The sequence below is a fragment of the Rhizobacter sp. genome (assembly GCF_032229685.1).
Taxonomy (GTDB): Bacteria; Pseudomonadota; Gammaproteobacteria; order Burkholderiales; family Burkholderiaceae_C; genus LMDS01.
In genome coordinates this window covers 129,604-153,275 of record NZ_JAVTWP010000039.1, presented here as the reverse complement: position 1 = coordinate 153,275, position 23,672 = coordinate 129,604, and the positions used below count along the sequence as shown (strand labels likewise).

General features: G+C 68.0%; 25 protein-coding genes. 13 read left to right on the top strand and 12 right to left on the bottom strand.

Annotated features, from left to right (window positions below; genetic code table 11):
* Nucleotides 1–46 precede the first annotated feature (46 nt).
* Nucleotides 47–694, top strand: a complete 648-nt coding sequence (locus AC30PD_RS17785; RefSeq protein ID WP_489537001.1) for a dihydrofolate reductase family protein — start codon at nucleotides 47–49, stop codon at nucleotides 692–694.
* A 55-nt stretch (nucleotides 695–749) separates the two neighbouring features.
* On the opposite strand, the gene AC30PD_RS17780 is transcribed toward AC30PD_RS17785, so the two are convergent.
* The 11 genes from AC30PD_RS17780 to AC30PD_RS17730 form a co-directional block, all read right to left on the bottom strand.
* Complete coding sequence (locus AC30PD_RS17780; protein ID WP_489537000.1) at nucleotides 750–1,100, bottom strand: YciI family protein; 351 nt, start codon at nucleotides 1,098–1,100, stop codon at nucleotides 750–752.
* Between the two features lie 109 nt (nucleotides 1,101–1,209).
* Nucleotides 1,210–2,307: a DegT/DnrJ/EryC1/StrS family aminotransferase gene (locus AC30PD_RS17775; RefSeq protein ID WP_489537056.1), complete on the bottom strand. Its 1,098-nt coding sequence runs from the start codon at nucleotides 2,305–2,307 to the stop codon at nucleotides 1,210–1,212.
* Nucleotides 2,304–2,714: a sugar 3,4-ketoisomerase gene (locus AC30PD_RS17770; protein WP_489536999.1), complete on the bottom strand. Its 411-nt coding sequence runs from the start codon at nucleotides 2,712–2,714 to the stop codon at nucleotides 2,304–2,306. Before AC30PD_RS17770 ends, AC30PD_RS17775 begins: the two co-directional genes overlap by 4 nt.
* Before the next feature lie 20 nt (nucleotides 2,715–2,734).
* Nucleotides 2,735–3,688 carry a GNAT family N-acetyltransferase gene (locus tag AC30PD_RS17765; RefSeq protein ID WP_489536998.1) on the bottom strand — a complete coding sequence of 318 codons (954 nt, stop codon included), beginning with the start codon at nucleotides 3,686–3,688 and terminating at the stop codon, nucleotides 2,735–2,737.
* Nucleotides 3,688–4,611 carry a glycoside hydrolase family protein gene (locus tag AC30PD_RS17760; RefSeq protein WP_489536997.1) on the bottom strand — a complete coding sequence of 308 codons (924 nt, stop codon included), beginning with the start codon at nucleotides 4,609–4,611 and terminating at the stop codon, nucleotides 3,688–3,690. Before AC30PD_RS17760 ends, AC30PD_RS17765 begins: the two co-directional genes overlap by 1 nt.
* Before the next feature lie 2 nt (nucleotides 4,612–4,613).
* Entirely contained in the window at nucleotides 4,614–5,291 is a 678-nt protein-coding gene (locus AC30PD_RS17755; protein WP_489536996.1) for an acetyltransferase, read from the bottom strand.
* A 24-nt stretch (nucleotides 5,292–5,315) separates the two neighbouring features.
* The gene (locus AC30PD_RS17750; protein ID WP_489536995.1) at nucleotides 5,316–6,068 is read right to left on the bottom strand and encodes a class I SAM-dependent methyltransferase; all 753 of its coding nucleotides are present in this window, start codon (nucleotides 6,066–6,068) and stop codon (nucleotides 5,316–5,318) included.
* Nucleotides 6,069–6,076: 8 nt separating this feature from the next.
* Nucleotides 6,077–7,588: a class I SAM-dependent methyltransferase gene (locus AC30PD_RS17745; protein WP_489536994.1), complete on the bottom strand. Its 1,512-nt coding sequence runs from the start codon at nucleotides 7,586–7,588 to the stop codon at nucleotides 6,077–6,079.
* A gap of 275 nt (nucleotides 7,589–7,863) precedes the next feature.
* Nucleotides 7,864–8,592, bottom strand: coding sequence for a DUF1161 domain-containing protein (locus tag AC30PD_RS17740; protein ID WP_489536993.1), 729 nt, complete (start codon nucleotides 8,590–8,592; stop codon nucleotides 7,864–7,866).
* A 75-nt stretch (nucleotides 8,593–8,667) separates the two neighbouring features.
* Nucleotides 8,668–10,608: an O-linked N-acetylglucosamine transferase, SPINDLY family protein gene (locus AC30PD_RS17735; RefSeq protein ID WP_489536992.1), complete on the bottom strand. Its 1,941-nt coding sequence runs from the start codon at nucleotides 10,606–10,608 to the stop codon at nucleotides 8,668–8,670.
* Nucleotides 10,609–10,715: 107 nt separating this feature from the next.
* Entirely contained in the window at nucleotides 10,716–11,801 is a 1,086-nt protein-coding gene (locus AC30PD_RS17730; RefSeq protein WP_489536991.1) for a glycosyltransferase, read from the bottom strand.
* A 422-nt stretch (nucleotides 11,802–12,223) separates the two neighbouring features.
* Here AC30PD_RS17730 and AC30PD_RS17725 point away from each other — a divergent pair, with 422 nt between their 5' ends.
* The 7 genes from AC30PD_RS17725 (at nucleotide 12,224) to AC30PD_RS17695 (ending at nucleotide 17,665) form a co-directional block, all read left to right on the top strand.
* Nucleotides 12,224–13,024, top strand: a complete 801-nt coding sequence (locus AC30PD_RS17725; protein ID WP_489536990.1) for a flagellin N-terminal helical domain-containing protein — start codon at nucleotides 12,224–12,226, stop codon at nucleotides 13,022–13,024.
* A gap of 226 nt (nucleotides 13,025–13,250) precedes the next feature.
* On the top strand, nucleotides 13,251–14,057 hold the full coding sequence (locus AC30PD_RS17720; RefSeq protein WP_489536989.1) for a flagellin N-terminal helical domain-containing protein: 807 nt from the start codon (nucleotides 13,251–13,253) through the stop codon (nucleotides 14,055–14,057).
* A 125-nt stretch (nucleotides 14,058–14,182) separates the two neighbouring features.
* On the top strand, nucleotides 14,183–15,625 hold the full coding sequence (gene fliD, locus AC30PD_RS17715; protein ID WP_489536988.1) for a flagellar filament capping protein FliD: 1,443 nt from the start codon (nucleotides 14,183–14,185) through the stop codon (nucleotides 15,623–15,625).
* Nucleotides 15,626–15,735: 110 nt separating this feature from the next.
* The gene (gene fliS / locus AC30PD_RS17710) at nucleotides 15,736–16,164 is read left to right on the top strand and encodes a flagellar export chaperone FliS (protein ID WP_489536987.1); all 429 of its coding nucleotides are present in this window, start codon (nucleotides 15,736–15,738) and stop codon (nucleotides 16,162–16,164) included.
* 41 nt (nucleotides 16,165–16,205) lie between these two features.
* On the top strand, nucleotides 16,206–16,505 hold the full coding sequence (locus AC30PD_RS17705) for a flagellar protein FliT (RefSeq protein WP_489536986.1): 300 nt from the start codon (nucleotides 16,206–16,208) through the stop codon (nucleotides 16,503–16,505).
* Between the two features lie 11 nt (nucleotides 16,506–16,516).
* The gene (locus AC30PD_RS17700) at nucleotides 16,517–17,284 is read left to right on the top strand and encodes a flagellar brake protein (protein WP_489536985.1); all 768 of its coding nucleotides are present in this window, start codon (nucleotides 16,517–16,519) and stop codon (nucleotides 17,282–17,284) included.
* 117 nt (nucleotides 17,285–17,401) lie between these two features.
* The gene (locus tag AC30PD_RS17695) at nucleotides 17,402–17,665 is read left to right on the top strand and encodes a hypothetical protein (RefSeq protein ID WP_489536984.1); all 264 of its coding nucleotides are present in this window, start codon (nucleotides 17,402–17,404) and stop codon (nucleotides 17,663–17,665) included.
* 107 nt (nucleotides 17,666–17,772) lie between these two features.
* Here the strand turns inward: AC30PD_RS17695 and fliE are convergent, their stop codons facing one another.
* Nucleotides 17,773–18,096, bottom strand: a complete 324-nt coding sequence (gene fliE / locus AC30PD_RS17690; RefSeq protein WP_489536983.1) for a flagellar hook-basal body complex protein FliE — start codon at nucleotides 18,094–18,096, stop codon at nucleotides 17,773–17,775.
* 182 nt (nucleotides 18,097–18,278) lie between these two features.
* Here fliE and fliF point away from each other — a divergent pair, with 182 nt between their 5' ends.
* From fliF to fliJ, 5 genes are read left to right on the top strand one after another with little or no spacing between them, the layout of a single operon-like run.
* Nucleotides 18,279–19,985, top strand: a complete 1,707-nt coding sequence (fliF, locus tag AC30PD_RS17685; RefSeq protein ID WP_489536982.1) for a flagellar basal-body MS-ring/collar protein FliF — start codon at nucleotides 18,279–18,281, stop codon at nucleotides 19,983–19,985.
* A 24-nt stretch (nucleotides 19,986–20,009) separates the two neighbouring features.
* Entirely contained in the window at nucleotides 20,010–21,005 is a 996-nt protein-coding gene (gene fliG / locus AC30PD_RS17680) for a flagellar motor switch protein FliG (RefSeq protein WP_489536981.1), read from the top strand.
* Nucleotides 20,992–21,744 (top strand): FliH/SctL family protein, encoded by a 753-nt coding sequence (locus AC30PD_RS17675; protein WP_489536980.1) that lies wholly within the window; start codon nucleotides 20,992–20,994, stop codon nucleotides 21,742–21,744. Before fliG ends, AC30PD_RS17675 begins: the two co-directional genes overlap by 14 nt.
* Entirely contained in the window at nucleotides 21,741–23,162 is a 1,422-nt protein-coding gene (gene fliI / locus AC30PD_RS17670) for a flagellar protein export ATPase FliI (RefSeq protein WP_489536979.1), read from the top strand. The genes AC30PD_RS17675 and fliI overlap by 4 nt, the downstream gene beginning before the upstream one ends.
* 35 nt (nucleotides 23,163–23,197) lie before the next feature.
* Nucleotides 23,198–23,665 carry a flagellar export protein FliJ gene (gene fliJ, locus AC30PD_RS17665; protein ID WP_489536978.1) on the top strand — a complete coding sequence of 156 codons (468 nt, stop codon included), beginning with the start codon at nucleotides 23,198–23,200 and terminating at the stop codon, nucleotides 23,663–23,665.
* Nucleotides 23,666–23,672 lie beyond the last annotated feature (7 nt).

The window sequence follows — 23,672 nt, the reverse complement described above, 5'->3', positions numbered from 1 at the left end:
GAAGACATCGCCTGCCTGAACGGCACTCACCTTGCAAGGAACCGCCATGTCCAAGCTACGCGTTGAAAGTTTCACCATCTCGCTCGACGGCTTCGGTGCCGGCACCGACCAGGACATCAACAACCCGCTCGGGGTGGGCGGCACCGCCCTGCATGGCTGGGCCATGTCGACACGCACGTTCCAGAAGAACGTGTTCGGCAACGACGGCGGTGCCGACGGCGTGGACGAAGACTTTGCCGCGCGGGGATTTCAGAACGTGGGCGCCTGGATCCTCGGCAGGAACATGTTCGGTCCGGTGCGCGGGCCCTGGCCCGACGAGAGCTGGCGCGGTTGGTGGGGCGACAACCCCGTGTACCACGTGCCGGTGTTTGTGCTCACCCACCACCCGCGTGCGCCGCTGGTGATGGAAGGCGGAACGACCTTCCACTTCGTGACCGATGGCATTGCCTCTGCTTTGGCGCAGGCCCGCGCGGCGGCGAACGGCAAGGACGTGCGCCTGGGTGGCGGCGTGAGCGTGATCCAGCAGTACCTGCGCACGCGCCTGATCGACGAGATGCACATCGCGGTGTCGCCGGTGCTGCTCGGCGCGGGTGAGCGGCTGTTCGAAGGCGTGAACCTGCCGGCGCTGGGCTACGCTTGCACGCGGCACGAAAGCACGCCGCTGGCCACGCACCTGGTGATCGCGCGGCAGTGACCGTTGCGGGCACGGGCGGTCGACCTGCGCTTCGGCCGTCCGTCGATCGCGCCCTTCAATCGTTCTGCGCAAGCGACCGCGGCAGGAACTCTCGAACCTCTTGCGGGCACCGGCAGGCGGCCGCGATCTTCGCGGCCCAGGCCAGGGCTTCGGCGCGGCTGGCCACTTCGACCACCGTCATGCCGCCGATGAACTCGGCGCGGCCGGGGTTCGGTGCATCGGTCGTGGTGCCGTCGCGGGCGACCACGCTGGTTTGCAGCGGGTCGCCCACACCCCCCGCGAAGACGAGCACACCGGCCGCCCTGGCTTCGTGAACCACCGCCTGGGCGGCCTGCCCCACGGCGGGCAGGTCTTCGTCGGTGACGTTCATCGTGCCGTAGTTGAAAGAAATCAGGTAGCGGGCCATCTCGCCTCCGGTGGGTTCAGGGCAGCCGACAAAGCCGGCCTTCCATGACACGACGAACGGCTGAACCCGTCATCGACCGAATGGCCTCGGTGTGAACCCGAGTGACGGCTCAGGCCTGCAGCAGGCAGTCGCGCAAGGCTTCGGCCACCGAACCCACGTCGTGCGCCGACAGGTAAGGCGCGATCGGCACGCTGAGCAGTTCGCCGGCCAGGCGTTCGGCGATCGGTAGTGAAGGCCATGCTCCGGAAGCGTAGGCCCCCTGGCGGTGGCAAGCCGTGGGGTAATGAACCAGGTGGCCGATGCCGCATGACGTCAACGCGGCCTGCAGGCGCGCGCGCTGCGCACTGCGCAAGACCATCAGGTGCCACACCGGCTCGCTGCCGGGCAACACCGAGGGCAGTGTCAGTGGCAGGCCTTGCAGGCGCGCGAGGTAGGTCTCTGCCACCACACGCCGCGCGGCGTTCTCGGCGTCGAGCGCTTTGAGCTTGACACGCAGCACCGCCGCCTGAATCTCGTCGAGGCGTGAGTTCACGCCCTGCACGTCGTGTTTGTACTTCACGCTCGAGCCGTAGTTGCGCAGCTGGCGCAGGCGCGCGGCGAGTGCGGCGTCGTCGGTGGTGATGGCGCCGCCGTCGCCGAGCGCACCGAGGTTCTTGCCCGGGTAGAAGCTGAAGCCGGCGGCGTCGCCCAGGCTGCCGGTGCGGCGGCCCTGGTAACGCGCGCCGTGTGCTTGCGCGGCGTCTTCGACCACGCGCAGGCCGTGGCGCTCCGCGATCTCGCGGATCGGGTTCATGTCGGCCGGCTGGCCGTACAGGTGCACGGTGATGATCGCGCGTGTGTTCTTCGTGATGGCGGCTTCGATGCGCGCCGGGTCGATGTTGCAGCTGGCGGCGTCGGGTTCCACCGGCACGGGCTGCGCGCCTGTCTGGCTCACCGCGAGCCAGGTGGCGATGAAGGTGTGTGAAGGCACGATCACTTCGTCGCCGGCGCCGACGCCGTAGCCGCGAAGAATGAGCGTGAGCGCGTCCAGCCCGTTGGCCACGCCGATGCAATGCGCCACGCCGCAGTAGGCGGCGAACTCGCGCTCGAAAGCTTCGGTCTCTTCGCCGAGCACGTACCAGCCCGATGCAATGACCCGGGCGATCGCTTGCCGGATGGCGGTTTCGTGTGGCGCGTTGACCTGCTTCAGGTCGAGAAAGGGGATCACTGGCTCCACCGCGCCCGCATGAACTCGGGGTAGTCGCGGTAGTAGTCGCCTTCGTCGTAGCGCGACGAGGCCAGCACCATGCACACCGAGCCGGAAGAGAAGTTGTCGAGCTCGCGCCAGATCATCGGGCACAGGTACAGGCCGTTGTAAGAGCGGCTCAGGTGCACGCGCTTCTTGTCCTTGCCGTCGTCGAGCAGCACGTCGAAGCTGCCCGACATGGCCACGATGAACTGATGCAGGCCCTTGTGCGCGTGGCCGCCGCGGTCGGAGCCGCCCGGCACGTCGTAGAGGTAGTAGACGCGCTCGATCGAGAACGGCACGTGCTGGTTGCCTTCGATGAAGGTCAGGTTGCCGCGCGGATCGTGGATCTTCGGCAGGTCGAGCATGCGGCAGTCGGCAATCGTCATCACATTCACTCCAACCCGCCTCAGCGGTTCAGATCGATCTCGTAATACTCGTGCACCACGCCCCCGGCGCCGAATTCCGACTTGAAGCGGTGCAGGCCCTCGTTCAGGCTGCGGCCACCGTCTTCGTTGCTGATGCCGAAGTCGAAAAACCGGGCGCGCATGTCGCGGGCCTCTTGAATCTGCCGATCGAACACGAAGTCCAGCGCGCCGGTTTCGTGCCCGAGGGCATTCGATGCGATGTATTGTGTGTGGCACACCCCGCCGGCGATGAACAGAACAGTGCCGGCAATGGCCTGCTTTTCGAGCCGTGCCACGCAGATCCGGATGGCCTGCGGAAAGCGCTCCAGCAGCAGCTGAATCTCTGCGAGCGAGTGCACCGGTTTCTGGTCGTGGCGCTCGGCCAGGTTGGCTTCGAGCACCGGCCACAGGTCGGCGACCAGAGGCGCGCCGGCTTCGAGCGTCAGGCCGGCGCGCTGCGCCTTCTTCAGCGCGCGGCGGCGGCGCTCGCTCACCGGCAAGGGGTGCGCGAGGTCGATGCAGCTCGACAGGTCGCAGCGCACACGTTTCGCGTCGAGGCGGAACAGCGCGTAGAGATCGTCCTGCGCCGGCGCGCGCTGGTAGATGTGCGGCACGGGCTTGTACAGCAGCGAGTGGTGGCCGGCCGCGGCGTAGTGCTCGCGTGCCGCGTTCAGCGCGTCGAGCATGGCTTCGCCACGCAGCGCGCCGTGATGCAACACGCCGCCGTAGGTGATGCCGGGGTGCGAGACCACGAGCTCGGGCCGCGACGGGCTCTGCGCCGCCGGCAACACGCCGAGCCAGCGCTCGCCGTCATGAAAGATCAGGGAACGGTCGACGAAACGCTCGCCGTGGTACGACAGAAAGCGCCGCGTGTGCAGAAAGGTCGCGCCATGGGCTTCGGCGCAGAAGGCATCCCAGCGCTCGGCATCGGCCGGCGCACAAGCACGCAACTGCATCACGGTGCCAACTGCTCGGCCACGCCGAAGCCGGTGGCACCGAAGTCGTCGCCGTTGTAGAGCAACCAGGTGCGGCCGCCGGCTTCGATCTCGGCGCCGTATTCGACCGAGTCGCCGTCCCATTCGCCGGGGCTCACGTCGAGGCCGAGGCGTTCGTCGCTGCGTTGCCAGGCCAGGCCGTCGCGCGAATGCGCCAGGCCCAGCCGGTAACGCGCCGGGCTGCGGCGCCGCACCGAGTAGTGCATGCGGTAGCCGTCGCCATCGCGCACCACCCACGGGCGACCGAAGCCGTGTTCTTGTTGCGCCTGCACCGGCAGCACCAGTCGGCCGGTGTCGGGCCAGTGGATGCCGTCTTTCGACTCGATGTGGCGGATGTCGTAGACCGGCATCGCCTTGCCGGCGATGGTCTCCCAGTCGCTGCCGGCCACATACCACATGCGGAAGGTTTCACCGTCGTGCAGCACGAAAGGCCCGCAGCGAAAGTGCATCTCGGCCGAAGACCGTTCGAGAATCGGCGTGGCCTTCGCGCGCACGAAGCTGTCGCCGCCGTCTTCGCTGACCGCCAGGCCGGTGAGCAGCCGGTAGCGGATGTGGTGGCAGAGCTCGAAGCCCACGTAGTACATGAACAGGCGCCCGTCGGGCAGCGTGATCACCGAGGTCTGGAAGACGCCGTTGTCGTCGAAGCTGCCGGGCGCGCCGATGTCGAGCACCGGCCGTTTTGCCACGCCGACCACCCGCCGCGGGTCTTCGGGGTCGAGGTCGACAAAGCCGATGCGGCCGACGTTGTTCTCGTCACGGCTTTGCAGGTAGACGCGCAGGCTGCCGTCGGCGCGCCGCAGCGGCGTGGGGCAGGTGGCGTGCGAGCGCGCCCACGGCAGGCTGCCGTCGGGCTGCCACACCACGCCGTGCTTGCGCCACTGCATCGTCAGGCCGCCACCTTGAAGAACCGCGTGGCGCTCACGCGGGCCGGTTCGGGCTGCTCGGTCTTGAACAGCGAACCGTCGGGCGTGTCTTTCATCAACACCACATTCGGGCCGACCCAGTTGTCGCGGCCCACGGTCACGTTGTTGGCCAGCGTGGCATTCACGCCGAGAAAGCTGTATTCACCCACCGTGCAGAAGCCCGAAATCACCACGTGCGACGCGATGAAACAGTGTGCTTTCACGACCGAGTGGTGGCCGATGTGGTTGCCGCTCCAGAGCACCACGTTGTCGCCGATGCTCACGAAGGGCTGCACGGTGTTGTCTTCGAAGATGAAGCAGTGTTCGCCCAGCGTCACGTTGCGCCACACGAAGGCACGCGAGCTCACGTAAGAGGCCAGCTTGTAGCCCCGCGCCTTGGCCTGCGCCGACAGCCGCGCGCGCAGGCGGTTGAGCTGGGTGTAGGTGGTGGCGACGAAGACTTCGTGTTCGCCGGGTGCGAAGTGCTGTTCCAGCGTTTCGAAAGGCACCACCGGCAGGCCGTGCAGTTCGCTGCGCCTGAGGTAGGCCGCTTCGACCGAAAACCCGACCACGGTGTAGTCGGAATCGGCGTCGAAGTATTCGTGCGCGATCTCGGCGAAAGCCGAGTCACCGACGATGATCAGTTTGCGGGTCTTGTTCACACGCGGCTCCTCGAACGGTGAGGGTCAGGGCTTGCGGATCAGGATGTCTTCGCGCCGGTTGCCCATGGGCAGGTCGGCCGCCTGCGGCAGCACCCAGGCGTGAAAGCCCTGGGCGCGGGCGCGCATCAGGATGCCGAAGACGACGGCGTCGTCCATCTGGTCGGGCTCGGGCACGTTGAAGGCGACCACCGGCTTTTCATCGGTGCCGGTGTATGCGCGGTGGCTCGCAACGCCTGCAGCACTGGCGAAGAAGCGTTTGCGCATCGTCGTGTTCGGGATGTCGCCGAGAAAGAGCTCGCCGCCGTCGGCCAGCAGCGCAAAGCAGCGGTCGAGAAAGCGCCACAGATTGCCCTCGGCGAACACGTATTGCACGACGCTGTAGGCGACGATGGTGTCGATGCGGCCACGCAGCATGTCCTGCAACGGCACGAGCGCCTCCGGAAAAGCGCCGGCCACCTTGTGCACGTGCGGCGCGTCGGGCAGCAGCGCGAGCATCTCTGCACTGTCGACCAGCATCAGCCGGCCTTCCAGCGCTGCGCAGTGCCCGGCCAGCATCACCGGCAAGGCGCTGCAGCCCGGCCCGATCTCGATCACCTGGGCGCCCGGCTTCTGCAGCGAGGGCAGCTTGGCGAGCATGTCGGCAAAAATCGCTTCTTCCTTGCCATCGCGGTAGTCGTCGGGGAAGCCGACCTTCTCGTGCCGGCTCAGACCCGCTTCGCCGGCGAGCTGGCGAAAGGCCTCGAAGTCGAGCTTCGCAAAACGGTGGGCCTGCGACATGGCTGTTCTCAGGCGCGCAGCGCCACCGATTCGCGCTGCGGCTGGAAGGCCAGCGGCGCGTCGTCTTCGGGCAGTTCGAGCCGGGCCGCCATGGTGCGCGCGGTCGTGCGTTCGCGCAGCGTGGTCTCGACCTTGCGCAGGCACACGCGCATGAAGGCAGCCTTGTCGCGCGTGCATTCGCGCAACTCGATGTCGAGGTAGCCCGATTGTTCGACGTGAAAGCGGTGTTCGAACCAGCCGAGGTACCAGAACCAGTCGGCGTAGTAGATCCACGACTGCTCGTTCAATGCGCGCAGGTGGGTCGGGTCTTGCCAGGCCGTCTGCGCGTGTTCGTAGGGCACCTCGATGATGAACTGGCCGCCGGTCTTCAGGAGCTTCAGGCAGTTGCCCATCAGCCGCGGCAGGTCGGGCACGTGTTCGAGCACGTTGTTGGCGTAGATGGTGTCGACGCTGGCTTCTTCGAGCCGCACGGCGCCGGCCAGCGGGCTCTGTGCTTCGAGCGGCCAGGTGCAGGGCTGGCCGAGGTCGAGCACCAGGTCGGGTTCGGTGCGGTCGAGCACGTCGAGGTTCAGCCAGCCGCTCTGGTAGTCCTTGCCCGAGCCGAGGTTGATGCTCGTGGGCTGCCAGGCGTCTTTCGGGCGGCGCTCGTGGTGGGCGTGGCAAAAGCCGGTCGCGAATCCGACCAGATCGGCATAGGCCTCGATCGGGTCGGCCTGCTCGAAGCGTTGCAAGGCTTCGCGCGAGGCATTGAAAAATTCTGGCGTGCCGAAATCGTCGCTGAAGAACTGTTCGAGCTGCTCGCCTTCGAGCCACAGCACGCAGTCTTCGAATGCCGGGTGCGGCTCGGTGCGCGCGGTGCGCTCGGCGATCACCGGCGTGCCGAGCGACAGGCAATGCGCCACGCGTGCCTGCTCGAAGCGGCTGCTCTCGTAGAAGTGCGCGTTGACCACGGCCTTGGCCTGCAGGATGAACTGGTCACGCTCGGGGCCGTAGAGCGGGCCGTCGAACATGGCCACCGACAGGCCGAGCGCTTCGATGCGGTCGAGCCAGGCGCGGCGGCGTTCGTTCATGCTGCCGATGAAGAGCAGGTCGATCGACCGCTCTTCAAGCGGGATCGAGTGTTCAGGCTTCAGGTAGGGCGCGTGCAGCAGCGGCACGACCGGCACATCGTTCACGTCGGCGGCGTAGGCCGCGCGGTTGTCGTCGTTGTAGTCGACCACGGCGGAGGTGGCCAGCAGCTTCAGGTAGGCTGCCGAGACCTGGGCACCGCCCTCGCCCAGCTGTTCGAGGTTGACGAAGATGCAGGCATGGCGCTCGCGCTGTGCCGCGTTGAAGCCGAGGTGTGCGCCGAAGACAAAGTTGACAGCGTCGTGGCGCAGCCGGTTCTTCGCGAGCGTGACGTTCAGGCCGAGGCGCCGGAACTGGTAGCGGAAGTACCGCGCCTGGTCGAGCAGCCCGAGCGAATGCACGTAGCCCGCGGGTTGCTGGATGCAGAGGTGAATGGGAGGGTGCTGGCTCATCGGCGCGCCTTGTTCGACAGGAGCCGGGTCACAGTAGCCCGGTGCTGGGAGCTTAGGCGGGCGGGGTGATGGGCGAAGGCTTGAACAAGACGGGCATCGGGGCGCTATTGGGCGCTTTCTGCTGGTGCGTCGGACTGCTCGAGTTGGCGACTGGAGCGGCAAAGGCGCGTGCGGGCAGGCTTACGCGCTTCGCAGTGCAGTCGAGGCGCAGCCTCGACCGCCACAGCATGAGCCAGCGCCGGCTGCCGCCCGCCGCGACGCCCCGAACGTCGGATTCAGAGCCGAGGCCCCCGCGGCAAGCCGTTCTTGTCGTAGGCCAAGTGGTGAGCGCGCCAAGCCCAACCCACCACACCAAGCGGCACCAAAAACAAGGCCAGAAGCCAGGGCCAATACCCGACAGCGAATGCAGACGCCCTCTGCAACAACGTTGGCCCTTCCACGCCCGGCTCGACAGGCACAGCCAGCACAGCCGACGCCGCAGGTGGCGGTGGCGGTGGCGGTGGCGGTGGCGCAGATTCGACCACCCGCACCGGCTCGATCTCTTTCGAGGCAACGGGCTCGGCCTTCGCCGGCTCCGGCGCCACAGCTTGAACGGGCGCAGGCTTGGGGGCTGGCACCGGCACCGAGGCAGCCACAGCCACCGGAACATCCACTCTTGCAGGCGCTGTCTGCCGCTTCGGCGGCGGCTCCTGCGCCACAGCGGGTGCCGAGGCTGCGGCCGACGCGCCGCCGAAGCGCCGGTACAGCATCTTGCGCTCACCGCCTTCGCAGTTGCCGATGACCTTGGCGCCAGCCGGCACCGGCGTGGAAGCCGGCACGGCTTCGAGCGAATAGCCGCGCACGCCCGTGGCTTCGATGCGCGCCGCCAGCGTGGCCTTGAGTTGCTCGCAGGCGCTGCCCTGGGCCTGCGCGATCGAAGGGGACCACAGCACCGCGCTCGCCCACAGCAGCGCCGGCAGGCTGCGCGGCAGGGGCCAGCGGGTACGTGTGGTGGTGTTTGTCATGGGCGGCTCGCCGGGTTCGACCCGGTCTTGCGGACGAAGCGCCATGCTAACCGGCGAGCTGCGCGCAGCCCGCGCTCAGACCGCCGGCAGGTGCTCGGGCGGCAAGCCCGCGACGGCGCGCGCCCACATGCGCTGGAACAGGGCCTCGATGTCACGCGCGAACAGGGCGCCATCGAACAGGGGGCTGGTGCTGCGCTGCGCGTGCAGGTGCTCGCGCAGGGCGGCGCGCCGCGGCGCGTCGTGGGCCAGTGCGACCACCTGCTGCGCATAGGCCTGCACGTCGTCGCACACCAGTTCGTCGAGCCCCACGGTGTGCAGGGCGCTGGCGGCCACACGCTGGGCGAAGGTCGCGCCTTTGAGCGTCACCACCGGCACACCGCACCACAGGGCTTCGCTGGCGGTGGTGTGCGCGTTGCAGGGCCAGGCGTCGAGGTAGATGTCGGCGCAGGCCAGGCGGCTCAGGTGGCCTTGCGGGGTGACCATGGGCGCGAACAGCAGGCGATCGGGGCCGATGCCACGCTCGAGCGCGGCCTTCGTGAGCGTGGCCTGCACGTTGGTGTTCCATTGCAGCAGCCACAAGACCGAGCCGGGCAAGGCGTGCAGCAAGGCGCACCACTGGTCGAAGACGTCGGCCGAGATCTTGTACGGCTGGTGAAAGGCGCACAGCAGCAGCGCGTCTTCGGGCGCGTCCCAGTCAGCCCTGCTCATCGGCAGCGGCAGGCCACGCTGCGCGTCGTTGGGCTGATAGCAGTGCGGCATCTGCGCGATCTGTTCGCTGAAGTGGGCGGCGTCGGCCAGCGGCGTGACGACCCTGTCGCCGATGAAGTAGTCGATGAAGGGCGCGCCGCTCGTGCCCGGAAAGCCGAGCCAGCTCACCTGCAGCGGCGCGGCGCGGTGGGCGAGCACGGGCATCAGCGTGTCGTAGGTGGCGCCTTTCAGGTCGACGAGGATGTCGATGCCGAGCTCGCGCACACGCTGCGCCATGCTCTCGAAGCTGCGCCCGCGCAGTTCCTCGAAGTGTTCGCTCGACGCCCGCATGCGTTGGCGCATCCCGCTCTGGTCGTCGGGGCCGGCCGAGAGCAGCGTGATCTCGAAGGCGCTGCGGTCGTGGCTCTCGAGCATCTGCACCATCAGCTGGCTGGTGGCGTGGTTGTGGAAGTCGGCCGAAAGGTAGCCGATGCGCAGGCGCCCGCCGTGCTGGCGCGCCTGGCGGCGCGGCAGCGCTCGCACGCCGCGCGCCACGTGCAGCGCGTAGTGGCGTGCCACTTTCAGCTGTTCGAGCGGGTCGTTCACGAACACGGCGTGCGGGAAGGCGCCGGTCTCCAGCGGCGTGTCGGCCGGCACGGCGCGCACGGCGGGCCGCAGCGCCGCGAGTGCCTCGTCGGCGGCGGCCCAGTGGCAGGCTTCGCGTTCCAGGAACACGAGCTGTGCGCGGGCGGCGAGTTCGCTCGTGCCCAGGCCCAACAGCACGGCGGTGCGCACGCATTCGGCGGCTTCGGCCTTCATGCCGAGGTCCTTGAACGACATGCCCAGGCGAAAGTGCGAGACCGCGTCGTTCATCTTCAGCGCCAGGGCGTCGAAGAACGAGCGGACCGCTTCGTCGTGGCGGTGGCAGCGCTGCAGCGCCACCGCGAGCGACACGTGGTAGTCGTTGTCGCGCACCACGTCGGCGGGCAGTGCACGCAGGCATTCCACCGCGTCTTGGGCGCGGCCCAGGCCGAGCAAGGCGTGCGACTCGAGCGTGTAGGCCAGGCCGGCGCGGGGGTGGGTGCGGCGCAGGCCGCGCGTGCGCTCGACAGCGTCGGCAGCGCGGCCGGCCTTGATCAGCGCGTGCGCCGCAGCCAGTGCATAGGCTTCGTCGGCATGCAGGTTCGTGGCCTGCTCGAAGGCTTGCGCTGCCAGCGGCCAGTGCTCGCGCTCGGCGTGGCCCTGCCCTTCCTGCCAGCGGCGGTGGGCGCGGGCGTGTGCGGTCGATGACGCGTGCGGGCTGGCGGGGTGAGGCAGGGCGAGGGCCATGGTTCAGAAGCTCGGAGCAGAGTCGTGTGCGAGCGTAGGCGCGCGTGCCCCGGCCCGAAGGCCGGAAAAGCGGTGAGGCCGCCTGCCAGTTCGGCGAACGACGTGGATCAGCCCAGCGAGACGGCAGCGACCGCCTCGGTTCCGGCATGAGCGCGGAACGCCGCCTCGCGCGCGCGCCATTGCGCGGCCTGCTCTGTGTGGCCGAGGCTCGCGTGAAACACCGCCAGGTTGTGCGCGGCCAGAAAGCTGCCGCGGCCGCGCACCGTGTCGTGCAAACCCGGGCGTTCACCGATCTCGACGGCGCGCAACCAGGTCGACTCGATCATCGGCAGCAACTCGGCCGCACACGCCGGGGCACTCGCGGCCCAGTCGAGCAGCAGGTCGCCGAGCGTGAAGTGGAAGTCGGGCGACTCGCTCCAGCAGGGCATCTCTTCTGCAGCGAGCGACATCGCGTCTTCGAAACGGCCGAGCTTCTTCAGCGTGAAGAGCGTGCGCAACACGAGGTCGTGGCGCCAGGTGGCGCGCGCGTCCACACGCGCCAGCGCTTCAAGATAGTGCGGCGCGGCGGCCTCGAAGTCTTGGCGCACCTCGAAGTCCTTGCCGAGCTGGTAGTGCAGGTAGGCATCGTCGGGGCGCGCTGCCAGCGCCAGCCGCAGCAGGGTCTGGTTGCGGCCCTGCTTGTGCGCCATCTGTGCCGCCAAGTAGCCATCGTGGCCGACCAGCAGCGGCAGGCGCTGGCGCGGCAGTGTCGATTGCGGCTGCTCGTGCACACGCCCTTCGTAGCGCACGCCGCGCGGCAACACGCGGGGCAGCCAGCTCGGTGCTTCGCCCAGGCCGCCGTGGGCGGCGTCGAAGCTGCTCGCCACGCTGATCTGGCCGATGAAGTCGGGGTTTCGGGTTCGCAGTGCCGCGACGGCCTCGCCGCCGCGCACCACCCATTCGTCGGCGTCGAGCACCAGGCACCAGTCGGCTTCGGTCAGGGCCAGCGCGGCATTGCGTGCGGCAGAGAAGTCGTCGACCCAGGCGAAGTGCGCCACCTGTGCACCGCAGCGTGCAGCGATCTGTGCGGTGGCGTCGCTCGAGCCGGTGTCGAGCACCCACATCTCGTCGACCCAGGCGCGCGCGCTCACGAGGCAGCGCTCGATGCAGCGTGCTTCGTCGCGGGCGATCATCACGAGGGCGATGCGGTTCATGGTGGGCGCTTGCGTGCGCAGGTTTTGTGTCAACCCCGATGCGAACACGCCGATAACTGGGGAGATGGCGTGATCAGGCCCGCACCCGACCCGCTTTTCCGGCGATCACCCGGCTTCAGTTTCAGAGTGCGTTTTTCACAGCCGCGCAAATTTCGCCTCAAGTTCGCAAATGGGCGCTCCGATAACCCTCTCAACGCACCTGGAGTTTCGGGTTCGTGGTCCGGTTGGAAGGCAAGGCGAAAAGCAGCTTCAACACTGCGCAGAACCGAAGCCGACTGACGCGGGCGGTGCCGGTGAACAAGACACAACACATCGTCTCGTGCACGGGCATGCAACAGGTGAAGAGAAAGCAGGCTTTTGACGCACCTGCGTGTAACGCCGGCGGCCAGGCCGGGAATCCATCAACCGTTTAGGAGATTTTCATGTCCACGATCAACACCAACGTCGCTTCGCTCAATGCGCAGCGCAACCTGATGACTTCGCAAAGCTCGCTGTCGACCTCGATGCAGCGTCTTTCTTCCGGCCTGCGGGTCAACTCGGCCAAGGACGACGCCGCCGGCCTCGCCATCGCCGACCGCATGAACGCGCAGATTCGCGGCACCAACGTGGCGATCCGCAATGCCAACGACGGCATCTCGCTGGCGCAAACGGCTGAAGGCGCACTCGCCACCGTGACCGACGCGCTGCAACGCATGCGTGAACTGGCGGTGCAGGCACAGAACGGCTCGAACGGCACGTCCGACCGCGCCAACCTCGACACGGAATACCAGCAGCTGTCGGCTGAAGTGACCCGCATCGCAACGCAGACCAAGTTCAACGGCATCGCCATCGTCGGCGCCGGCGCCGGCGCGCAGACCTTCCAGGTCGGCGCCAACAACGGCGACACGCTGACGGTCACCACCACCGCCGTGACCACGGTCGGCGGCGGCGTGACCACGGCGGCGACTGCATCGACCGCGCTGGCGGCGATCGACACCGCGCTCGACACGATCACGACCAACCGCGCGACCTACGGTGCCGCGATGAGCCGCTTCGAATTCGCGATCTCGAACCTGCGCATCACCGGTGAAAACCAGTCGGCCGCCCGCGGCCGGATCATGGACGCCGACTTCGCTTCGGAAACCGCCAACCTGTCGCGTTCGCAGATCCTGCAACAGGCCGGTACGGCGATGGTGGCGCAAGCCAACCAGCTGCCGCAGGGCGTGCTCTCGCTGCTGCGCTGATCGACAAGCGCTCCTGCTGCGGTGCCTCGGCACCGCACACGCAAGCCGCCCCCCGGGGCGGCTTTTTCGTGGCTGCACGCCACACAAATGGCCGGTCGAAGCGCGTCTTTTCCGCCGACCGAAGCCGCCGGGGCTGCCGAGAATTCATCACACAGGCCGCACTTCACTGGCCTGACACGTCCGGCCTTTGTGCCGGGTGCCATTGAATCCAACCGGAGTGCCCGACATGCCCCAGACGATCAACACCAACATCAGTTCGCTGAACGCCCAACGCAACCTGACCACCTCGCAGTCGTCGCTTGCGACCTCGATGGAGCGCCTTTCTTCCGGCCTGCGGGTCAACTCGGCCAAGGACGACGCCGCCGGCCTCGCCATCGCCGACCGCATGAACGCGCAGATTCGCGGCACCAACGTGGCGATCCGCAATGCCAACGACGGCATCTCGCTGGCGCAAACGGCTGAAGGCGCACTCGCCACCGTGACCGACGCGCTGCAACGCATGCGTGAACTGGCGGTGCAGGCACAGAACGGCTCGAACGGCACGTCCGACCGCGCCAACCTCGACACGGAATACCAGCAGCTGTCGGCTGAAGTGACCCGCATCGCAACGCAGACCAAGTTCAACGGCATCGCCATCGTCGGCGCCGGCGCCGGCGCGCAGACCTTCCAGGTCGGCGCCAACAACGGCGACACGCTGACGGTCACCACCACCGCCGTGACCACGGTCGGCGGCGGCGTGACCACGGCGGCGACTGCATCGACCGCGCTGGCGGCGATCGACACCGCGCTCGACACGATCACGACCAACCGCGCGACCTACGGTGCCGCGATGAGCCGCTTCGAATTCGCGATCTCGAACCTGCGCATCACCGGTGAAAACCAGTCGGCCGCCCGCGGCCGGATCATGGACGCCGACTTCGCGGCCGAAACCGCGAACCTGTCGCGTTCGCAGATCCTGCAGCAGGCCGGCACGGCGATGGTGGCGCAGGCGAACCAGCTGCCGCAGGGCGTGCTGTCGCTGCTGCGCAACTGATCGATCCGCGCAAGACACGAACACCACCCGCCCCGGACACGGTCCCGGGCGGGTTTTTGTTTTCACAAACGCTCAAGTCCGTGCTGCGCCGGCCGATAGCCCGAAGACGTTAAGGAAGAACTTGCATGGCCACCATTTCATCGATCGGTCTCGGCAGCGGTCTCGATATCAACAGCATCATCACGCAGTTGGTGGCGGTTGAGCAGGTGCCGCTCAACAAGCTCAAGACCGAAGCGACGACGCTTCAGACCAAGCTGAGCACCTACGGCAAGGTGCAGTCCTACATGTCGGCCTTGCGCGAGTCGTCGTCGGCGCTCACGCGCACCGACACCTGGGGTGCCACCACGGGCACCAGCAGCGACCCCACGGCGGTGGCCGTGACCACGAGCGCCACCACCAAGACCGGCAACTACGCGCTCGAGGTGCAGAGCCTGGCCGCGTCGCAGTCGAACGCGACCGCCACCTTCGCCAGCGCCGACGCCATGGTCGGCGAAGGCACGTTGCGCATCGAGCTTGGCACCTGGGGCGCCGGGCAGACCAGCTTCACGCCGAAGACCGGCGCGACCGTGATCGACATCACGATCGCCGCGCCCGGCGCCTCGCTGGCCGAACTGCGTGACCAGATCAACAGCGCCGGTGCCGGGGTGACCGCCTCGGTGCTGAGCGACGCCAACGGCGCGCGGCTGGTGCTGCGCTCGACGGCCACCGGCGCGAGCAACGGCTTTCGGGTCGGCGTGACCGACACCGACGGCAACAACACCGATGGCGCCGGCCTCTCCGCGCTGGCTTTCGACCCGTCTGCCGGCGTCACGACGATGGCGCAAGCCCTGGCCGCCGCGAACGCGCAGGCCACGCTGAACAACCTGCCGATCACCTCGGAGAGCAACACGCTCTCGAACGTGCTCGACGGCATGACGCTGACCTTGAACAAGGTGACCACCGCGCCGGTGCAACTGACCGCGGCACAAGACAACACCTCGATCCGCAAGGCGCTCGACGCCTTCGTGACTGCCTACAACGACCTCAACAAGCTGCTCGCCGACCAGACCAAGTACGACGCCGGCACCAAGACCGCCGGCGGCTTGCAGGGCGACAGCGCGGCTGTCGGCATCCGCGCGCAGATGCGCGCGATGGTGGGGTCGACCGGCGGCGTCTCGACGATGTTCACCCGCCTGAGCGAGATCGGCTTCGACATCAAGCTCGACGGGTCGTTGACGCTCAACGACACCAAGGTCAACAACGCGCTGGCCAACCTGGCCGAGACGAAGAAGCTGTTCGCCAACACCGACCTGCTGGTGCCGGGCAACAACGGCATCGCCAACCAGATGCGCGCGCTGGCAGACCGCCTGATCGGCATCGACGGCACCGTGAGCACACGCAGCGAAGGCTTGCGCAAGCGCATCGACCTGAACCAGGACCGCCAGGACCTGCTCACCGACCGCATTGCGGCGGTCGAGAAGCGGCTGCGTGCGCAGTACACCGCGCTCGACAAGACCATGGGCCAGCTCACCGGCCTGTCGAGCTACATCACGCAGCAGTTCACCAGCACGAACAACAACAACGGTTGAGCGCCGGAACAGCGCGGTGTTTCGCGCCCTGAGCCCGGCCTGCAGTGGCTCAAGTCGCCTGAGGCGGCGCCGATATTCAAGGCAAGCCACTTCACTGAAAGCACCGTCCCATGTTTGCGACTGCTGCCCCGAACAACCCCGCGAGCGCCTTCACCAACACCTACCGCCAGGTCGGCGTGCAGACCGGTGTGGCCAGCGCCACGCCGCACCAGCTGGTGCAGATGCTGCTCGACGCCTGCCAGGACTCGCTGGCGCAAGCGCGCGGTGCGATCGCCGCCGGTGACATCGCCGCCAAGGGGCGCGCGATCGGGCGCGCGGCACGCATCGTCGAAGAAGGCCTGAAAGCCTGCCTGAATCTCGAGGCCGGTGGCTCACTCGCCGCCGACCTGAACGCGCTTTACGCCTACATCGGCGTGCGCCTGACCCACGCCAACCTGAGCAACGACGCGGCCACGCTCGAAGAGTGCGGCCGCCTGCTCGAACCGGTGCGCCTGGCCTGGGTCGCCATCGGCCCGCAAGTGGCTGCTGCCCGCCAATGACCACCCCAACGCCCCCGAACCTGCCAGACCCCGGAGCCGCCATGAACACCGCGCTGATCGACTACTACCAGGCCATCGAGAAGGCCAGCCAGGACATGCTGGAAGCCGCGCGCACCGGCAACTGGGACCAGGTTCTCAAGCTCGAAGGCGCGTGCGCGTTGCTGATCTCGCAGCTCAAGCAAAGCGCGGCCGGCCGCCCCCTGGGCGCCGACGAAGCGCAGTTCAAGTCGCGCATCATGCAGCGCATCCTCGTCAACGACGCGCAGATCCGGCGCCTGGCCGAGCCCTGGCTCGACGAACTCGACGAGCTGCTCGCCGGCCACACCAAGACCGTGCACTGAAAGGTACGGGCGTGACTCAACAGACCTTGCCGATGCCGCTGGACGCGCTGGGCGCTGCGCCCGGCGGTCTGGACGAATTCCGCATCACCACGCCGCGCGAGATCGGCGCCATGCTCAAGCTGTTGGTCGACGGCAGCGTGCAACTCAACCTGAACGGGAGCGACGGCAGCGTCGTCAGTGCCACGCTCTGGACCGCCGACCAAACCCGCGGCAGCATTGGTTTCTCCGTCAACCCCGACGACCCGGCCGTCGACGCGCTGGTGGAGTGCCAGGAAGCCGTGATCGTCGGCTACCTCGACAGCGTGAAGCTGCAGTTCGACGCCAACAACCTGGTGCTGGTGCGCGGCAACCGCACCAGCGTGTTGAACTGCGGATGGCCGCGCGAGATGTTCCGCTTTCAGCGCCGCGGCGCGTTCCGTGTGCGGCCCCTGCTGCGCAGCACGCCGACGGCGCGCTTCCGGTACGGTGCCGGCCCGGCCGAGCGCGAGTACGCCCTGCGGGTGCTCGACGTGAGCATCGGCGGCTGCGCGCTGTTCCTGCCCGACGAACTGCCGGCCATCACCCCCGGCGTGACCCTGCCCCGCGTGCAGATCGATCTCGACGCCGACACCCGCTTCGACGTCGACCTGCGCCTGCACCACGTGACCGCGATCAACGCCGACTCGAAGGGCGTGCGCCTCGGTTGCGAGCTCGTGCGCGCCGATGGCACCACGCAACGCACACTGCAGCGCTTCATCGACCTGACGCAAAAACGTGGAAAACTGCTCGCCCTGAGTTGACGCGCAGGCCGCGCCGAGATTTCTGCCGGAAGGGGCAAAAAAAACAGCTCAAGTCGCAAATCGGCGTGCCGATAGACGATTGATCTGCCACAGCCGTATCACGGCAAGGAGCGCCCCATGAGCGTCAACGGAGTCACCCCGAGCGGGCGAGTGTCGGCTCTGAACACCGACACCTCGACCCCGGCCAACTTCACGCGGACCGCCGTCAGCCAGTCCATCAGCGGCACGACCACCGAACCCGAGTCGTTGCACGAGACACCGCGCCCGGTGCGCTTCCCCTGGCTGACGCGCCTGTCGACGCAGCTCGAAGCGGCGGCGAACCAGCGTGCTGCCTTCGCTCCTGCCCCGGTGCTCGGAGACGTGGTCGACAAGTCGGCCTGACCATTGGCAGCACCTGCTGCTCGGTCGCGGGCATCGAGCCCGCTCCCTCGCCGAGCGCTGCGCTGGTCGATCCCCGCTGACGGGGCCCCTCGCCCTTCGCTTCGCGCTCAGACCTGCATCGACATGATGTCGGAGTAGGCCTGCACGAGCTTGTTGCGCACCTGCAGCGTGGCCTGGAACCCGATCTGCGCTTTCTGCATCGCGACCATGGTCTGCTCGAGGCTGACGGTCGGGTTGTCCATCTGCACTTCTCGCTGCAACGCGGTGGCATCGGTTTGACTCTTGCTCACCGCACCCAGCGCCTGGTTCAGCGCCTGCTGGAAGCCCGCGCCTTCGACGGTGCTGCCCTTGGCGATCGGCTGGCCGCTCGTGGTCAGGCCGGCGCGGGCCACGGCCTGGGCAAAGTCGAAAGGTTTCAGCGTCACGTTCATGGCAGGGCTCACGGAGTTCCGGCATGACCCGAATCGTAAAGAAGCGGCCACGCCACGATGGTGCGAACAGGCTGCTCTTTGGGCGGCTGTTCGGCGCATTCGCTGCCCTCAAGTTCTCGAACAATCACTTTCATTCGGGAACGGCCCTTCGGCTGTGCCCGCTCTGAAACGAGAGCTCGCCCATGGACAACGCCGTCGCCATCAACCCCAACCTGCCGCTGGTCGAGAGCGCGAGCTTTGGTGGCCGCATGGCCGCCCTGCCGCTGCGCAGCAAGCTCAGCGCCGTGCTCGGGTTGCTCGCCCTGGTAGGCGTGGTGATGGCGATGCTGATGTGGAACAGCAAGGGCGACTTCAAGGTGCTCTACGCCAACCTGTCCGACAAGGACGGCGGCGCCGTGATCGCACAGCTCTCGCAGATGAACGTGCCCTACCGCATGAGCGAAGGCGGCGCGGCGATCCTGGTGCCCGCGGCGCAAGTGCACGACCTGCGCCTGAAGCTCGCCACCGCCGGCCTGCCCAAGGGTTCGGTGTCGGGTTACGAGCTGATGGACAGCGCCCGCTTCGGCCAGACCCAGTTCCAGGAACGCCTGACCGCCCAGCGTGGCCTCGAAGGTGAACTCACCCGCTCGATCACCTCGATGGCCGCGGTGCAGAACGCCCGCGTGCACCTGGCGCTGCCGAACCAGAACGGCTTCTTCCGCGAACAGCAGAAGCCCAGCGCTTCGGTGATGCTGACGATGCACGCCGGCCGCACGCTCGACCAGGCGCAGGTGGCCGGCATCGTGCACCTCGTCTCGAGCAGCGTGCCCGAGCTCGACCCCAAGAACGTGAGCGTGCTCGACCAGAGCGGCGCGCTGCTCACCAGCGGCGGGGGCCGCACCCCGGCGGCCGGCCTCGACGCGCAGCAACTGCAGTACGTGAGCCAGATCGAAACCGGCTACGGCAAGCGCATCTTCGAACTGCTCGAGCCGATCGTCGGGCGCGACAACCTGCGCGCCACCGTGGCCGCCGACGTCGACTTCTCGCAGAGCGAAGCCACCTCCGAAGAATTCAAGCCGAACCAGGGCGCCGACGCCACCGTCGCGATCCGCAGCCAGCAAACGACCGAGCAGACCGGCTCGAGCGGCGGAGCGCCCAGCGGTGTGCCCGGCGCCGCCACGAACCAGCCCCCGGTGCCGGCGACCGCGCCCGTCACCGGAGCCTCCCAGCCGCTGCAGGCCGCACAAGGCGGCGGCGCCAACAGCAGCGGCCGGCGCGACGCCACCACCAACTACGAAGTCGACAAGACCGTGCGTGTGACGCGCAACGCCAGCGGCAACATCAAGCGCCTGAACGCCGCCGTGGTCGTGAACCACCGCAGCGTGACCGACGCCAAGGGCAAGACCACGCAGGTGCCGCTGACCAGCGACGAGATCGAGAAGCTGACCGCGCTGGTGAAAGAGAGCATCGGCTTCAAGCAGGACCGCGGCGACTCGGTGAAGGTGATCAACACGCCGTTCCGCGTCGAGACCATCAAGCAGGTCGAACTGCCGCTGTGGAAACAACCCGAGCTGATCGACATGCTGCGCGCCGCCGCGGTGCCTTCTGCCCTCGCGGTGGTGGCGCTGCTGCTGTTCTTCGGCATGGTCAGGCCGGCGTTGAAGGTGGCGCTGGCGCCGCCGGTGGCCGCACCCGGCACGCCCGGTGCGCCGGGCACGCCCGGCTCGAACCTGAACGCGGTCGTCGACGATGTGCAGAGCCTGCCCGCGCTGCCGGCGCCCAAGCGCTCGGAGCACCTCGAAGAGGCCCGCCTGCTGGCGAAGGAAAACCCGGCCGCGGTGGCGAGCATCGTGCGCGACTGGGTCAACGGCGAAGCCGCGCCGGCCAAGGCCAGCGGCACCCCGGCCTGACGGCCCCACTGAAAGAGCAGCACCGTGGACGATCAAGGTTTGGAGAACGCAGCGATCCTGCTGATGTCTCTCGGCGAGGAAGAAGCCGCCAACGTTTTCAAGCACCTGAGCCCGAAAGAGGTTCAGGGCCTGGGCGAGACCATCACGAAGATGAAGTCGATCTCGCGCGACCGCGTCGACGGCGTGCTCGAGAAGTTCGCCAGCACCGCTTCGGCCCAGAGCAACCTCGTGAGCGACACCGACGAGTACGTGAAGACCGTGCTGCGCCGCGCACTCGGCGACGACAAGGCCAACCTGCTGATCGACCGCATCTTGCAGGGCGGTGACACCGCCGGCATCGAAGGCCTGAAGTGGATGGACCCGGTGGCCGTGGGCGAGCTGCTGCGTGTGGAGCACCCGCAGATCGTGGCCGCAATCCTGGTGCACCTCGACTTCGACCACGCCGCCGAAGTGCTCAAGACCTTCACCGAGCGCCAGCGCAACGAAGTGCTGGTGCGCGTGGCCACGCTCGACGGCATCCAGCCTTCGGCGCTGAAAGACCTGAACGAAGTGATGAGCAAGGTGCTGGCCGGTGGCGAGCGCTCGCGCCGCGCTTCGCTGGGTGGCGTGAAAGCCGCCGCCGAGCTGATCAACCTGATGGGCACGAGCGCCGAGACCGCCGTGCTCGACTACATCCGCGAAGCCGACAACGAGCTGGCGCAGAAGATCCTCGACAACATGTTCAGCTTCGACGACCTGCAGAAGCTCGACGACAAGGGCATCCAGGCGATGCTGAAGGAAGTGCAGTCCGAGTCGCTGGTGATCGCGCTCAAGGGCGCCACGCCCGAGATGCGCGAGATGGTGTTCAAGAACATGTCGACGCGCGCTGCGGAAACGCTGCGCGAAGACCTCGAGTCGCGCGGCCCGGTGCGGGTCTCGGAAGTCGAGGCCGAGCAGAAAGAACTGCTGAAGGTGGTGCGGCGCCTCGCCGACGAAGGCCAGATCGTGCTCGGAGGTGGCGGCGGTGATGACTTCATCTAAGGTCAGGAACATTCCCTTGCCCGCCGACGGCGCACGCGCCGCGGCTTACGCACGCTTCATTCCGCGCGAGGAACTGACCGAGTTCGCCGCGTGGAACCCGGGAGCGCTGGGCGGTGGGCCCGAGGCAACGGCCAGTGCGCCACGTGCCGCGGCCGAACCGCCCAAACAAGACCCGGCAGAGCTGCTCGCGGCCCAGCTGCGCGCCGCGCGCCAGTCGGGTTACCAGGATGGCTACCGTGACGGGCTGGTCGCGCTCGAAGCCTTCAAGCAGAGTTTCGCGAGCCAGACCACTGCACAGATCGGCGCGTTGATGCAGTCGCTCACGACTGAAATGAACGGCCTGCAACAGGACATGGCGCGCACGCTCGCACTCTGCGCCACCCACCTGGCGCGCCAGATCGTGCGCAGCGAGCTCGCCACCGAACCGGCGCTGGTCGCGCAGGTGGCGCACGAGGCGCTCGACACCTTGCTGCTCAGCGCCCGCCACATCACGCTGCGCGTGCACCCCGACGACCACGCGCTGGTGGCACAGGGTGCAGCCGAAGTGCTGGCCGCGCGCGGCGCACGCTTGCTCTCCGACGCCGCGATGACCCGCGGCGGCTGCCTGGTCGAGTCCGACATCGGCGTGATCGACGCCAGCATCGAGACCCGCTGGCGTCGTGCTGCCGCCTCGCTCGGCAGCGACGAACCCTGGGAACCGACTTCGGAAGTGCCGGCCGACACGGGCGAAGAAGAATGAGCGTCGCTGCAACGCCACCGCGCCCGGTCGCACCCGACGCCTGGCCCCGTTATCTGGCCGACATGCGCAGCTTTGCGGCCGACAAGGTCGCGCTCGAAACGCAAGGCCTGCTGGTGCGCGTGACCGGCCTCGTGCTCGAAGCGGCCGGCATCCGCGTGCCGGTCGGCTCGGTCTGCGAAGTGCGCATGGAAGGCCAGCCCCCCGTGATCGCCGAAGTGGTCGGCTTCTCGGGCGACCGCGCCTACCTGATGCCCACCGGCGACGTGACCGGCCTGGCCAGTGGCGCCCGCGTGGTGCCGCGCCCCTCGCCGGTGGTGCCGATGCAGCTCGGTGCCAAGCGCCACCCGTGGCGCCGCAACGAAGACCGCACCTTGCACCTGCCGGTCGGCGACGGCCTGCTTGGCCGCGTGGTCGATTCGCACGGCCACCCGATGGACCGCAAGGGCCCGATCGACCACGTGCACAACGAGCCGCTGACCCGCCGCCCGATCAACGCGATGGACCGCGACCCGGTGCGCACACCGCTCGACACCGGCGTGCGCGCGATCAACGCGATGCTCACCGTCGGCCGCGGCCAGCGCATCGGCCTGTTCGCCGGCACTGGCGTGGGCAAGTCGGTGCTGCTGGGCATGATGGCGCGCTACACGGCCGCCGATGTGATCGTGGTCGGCCTGATCGGCGAGCGTGGCCGTGAAGTGAAAGAGTTCATCGAAGACATCCTCGGCGAGAGCGGCATGAAACGCTCCGTCGTGGTCGCCGCGCCGGCCGACTCGCCGCCGCTGGTGCGCATGCAGGGCGCAAGTTATGCGACTGTGATCGCCGAGCACTTTCGCGACCGCGGCATGAACGTGCTGCTGCTGATGGATTCGCTCACCCGCTACGCGATGGCACAGCGCGAGATCGCGCTGGCCATCGGCGAACCGCCCGCCACCAAAGGTTACCCGCCGAGCTGCTTTGCCAAGCTGCCGCAGCTCGTCGAACGCAGCGGCAACGGCGTGGCCGGGGGTGGCTCGATCACTGCCTTCTACACCGTGCTCAGCGAAGGCGACGATCAGCAGGACCCGATCGCCGACGCCGCACGCGGCATTCTCGACGGCCACATCGTGCTGTCACGCGAGTTGGCCGAAGCCGGCCACTACCCGGCGATCGACATCGAGAAGTCGGTCTCGCGCGTGATGGGCAGCGTGGCTTCGAGCGAACACATCGACGCCGCGCGGCGCTTCCGCCAGCTGCACGCGCGCCACAACAAGGCGCGCGACCTGATCCAGCTCGGCGCCTACGCGCCCGGCCACGACCAGGACCTCGACACCGCCGTGCGCCTGCACTCGCCGATGACGGCGCTGCTGCAACAGAACATGCACCAGCCCGCCACGCTCGACGCGAGCCTGGCGCAACTGCACAGCGCCATCGGCGCCTGACACCCGATTTCCCCTGTCACGGAAACCACCGACCCATGACCTCCCTGCACCCGCTCACCACCTTGCTGGCCCAGACCGAACGCGAGCGCGACCTGGCGCTGGCCGACCACCTGCGGGCCCAGAGCGCACACAGTGCGGCCGAAGCCCAGGCCGAACAGCTGCTCACCTACCGCAGCGAGTACGAACAGCGCTGGCAGAAGCAGTTCGCCAGCGACGGCAAGATCGAGCTCGTGCGTTGTTATCAGGGCTTCATGGAGCGCCTGAGCCAGGCCGTCGAGCAGCAGACCCGCACGGCGGAGCACACGGCCCAGCAGGCCGAACGGGCCGGCACCGAACTGCGCGCGGTCGAGGTGCGCTGCGCTTCGGTGCGGCGCCTGATCGAACGGCGCGTGCGTGACCTGCGCGTCGATGCCGATCGTCGCGAGCAGAAGCAGAGCGACGAACAAGCGGCCCGCGCCGCGTGGGGCCGCGCCGACGCCCACGGTGCGCCGCACGGCGCCTGAGCGGAGA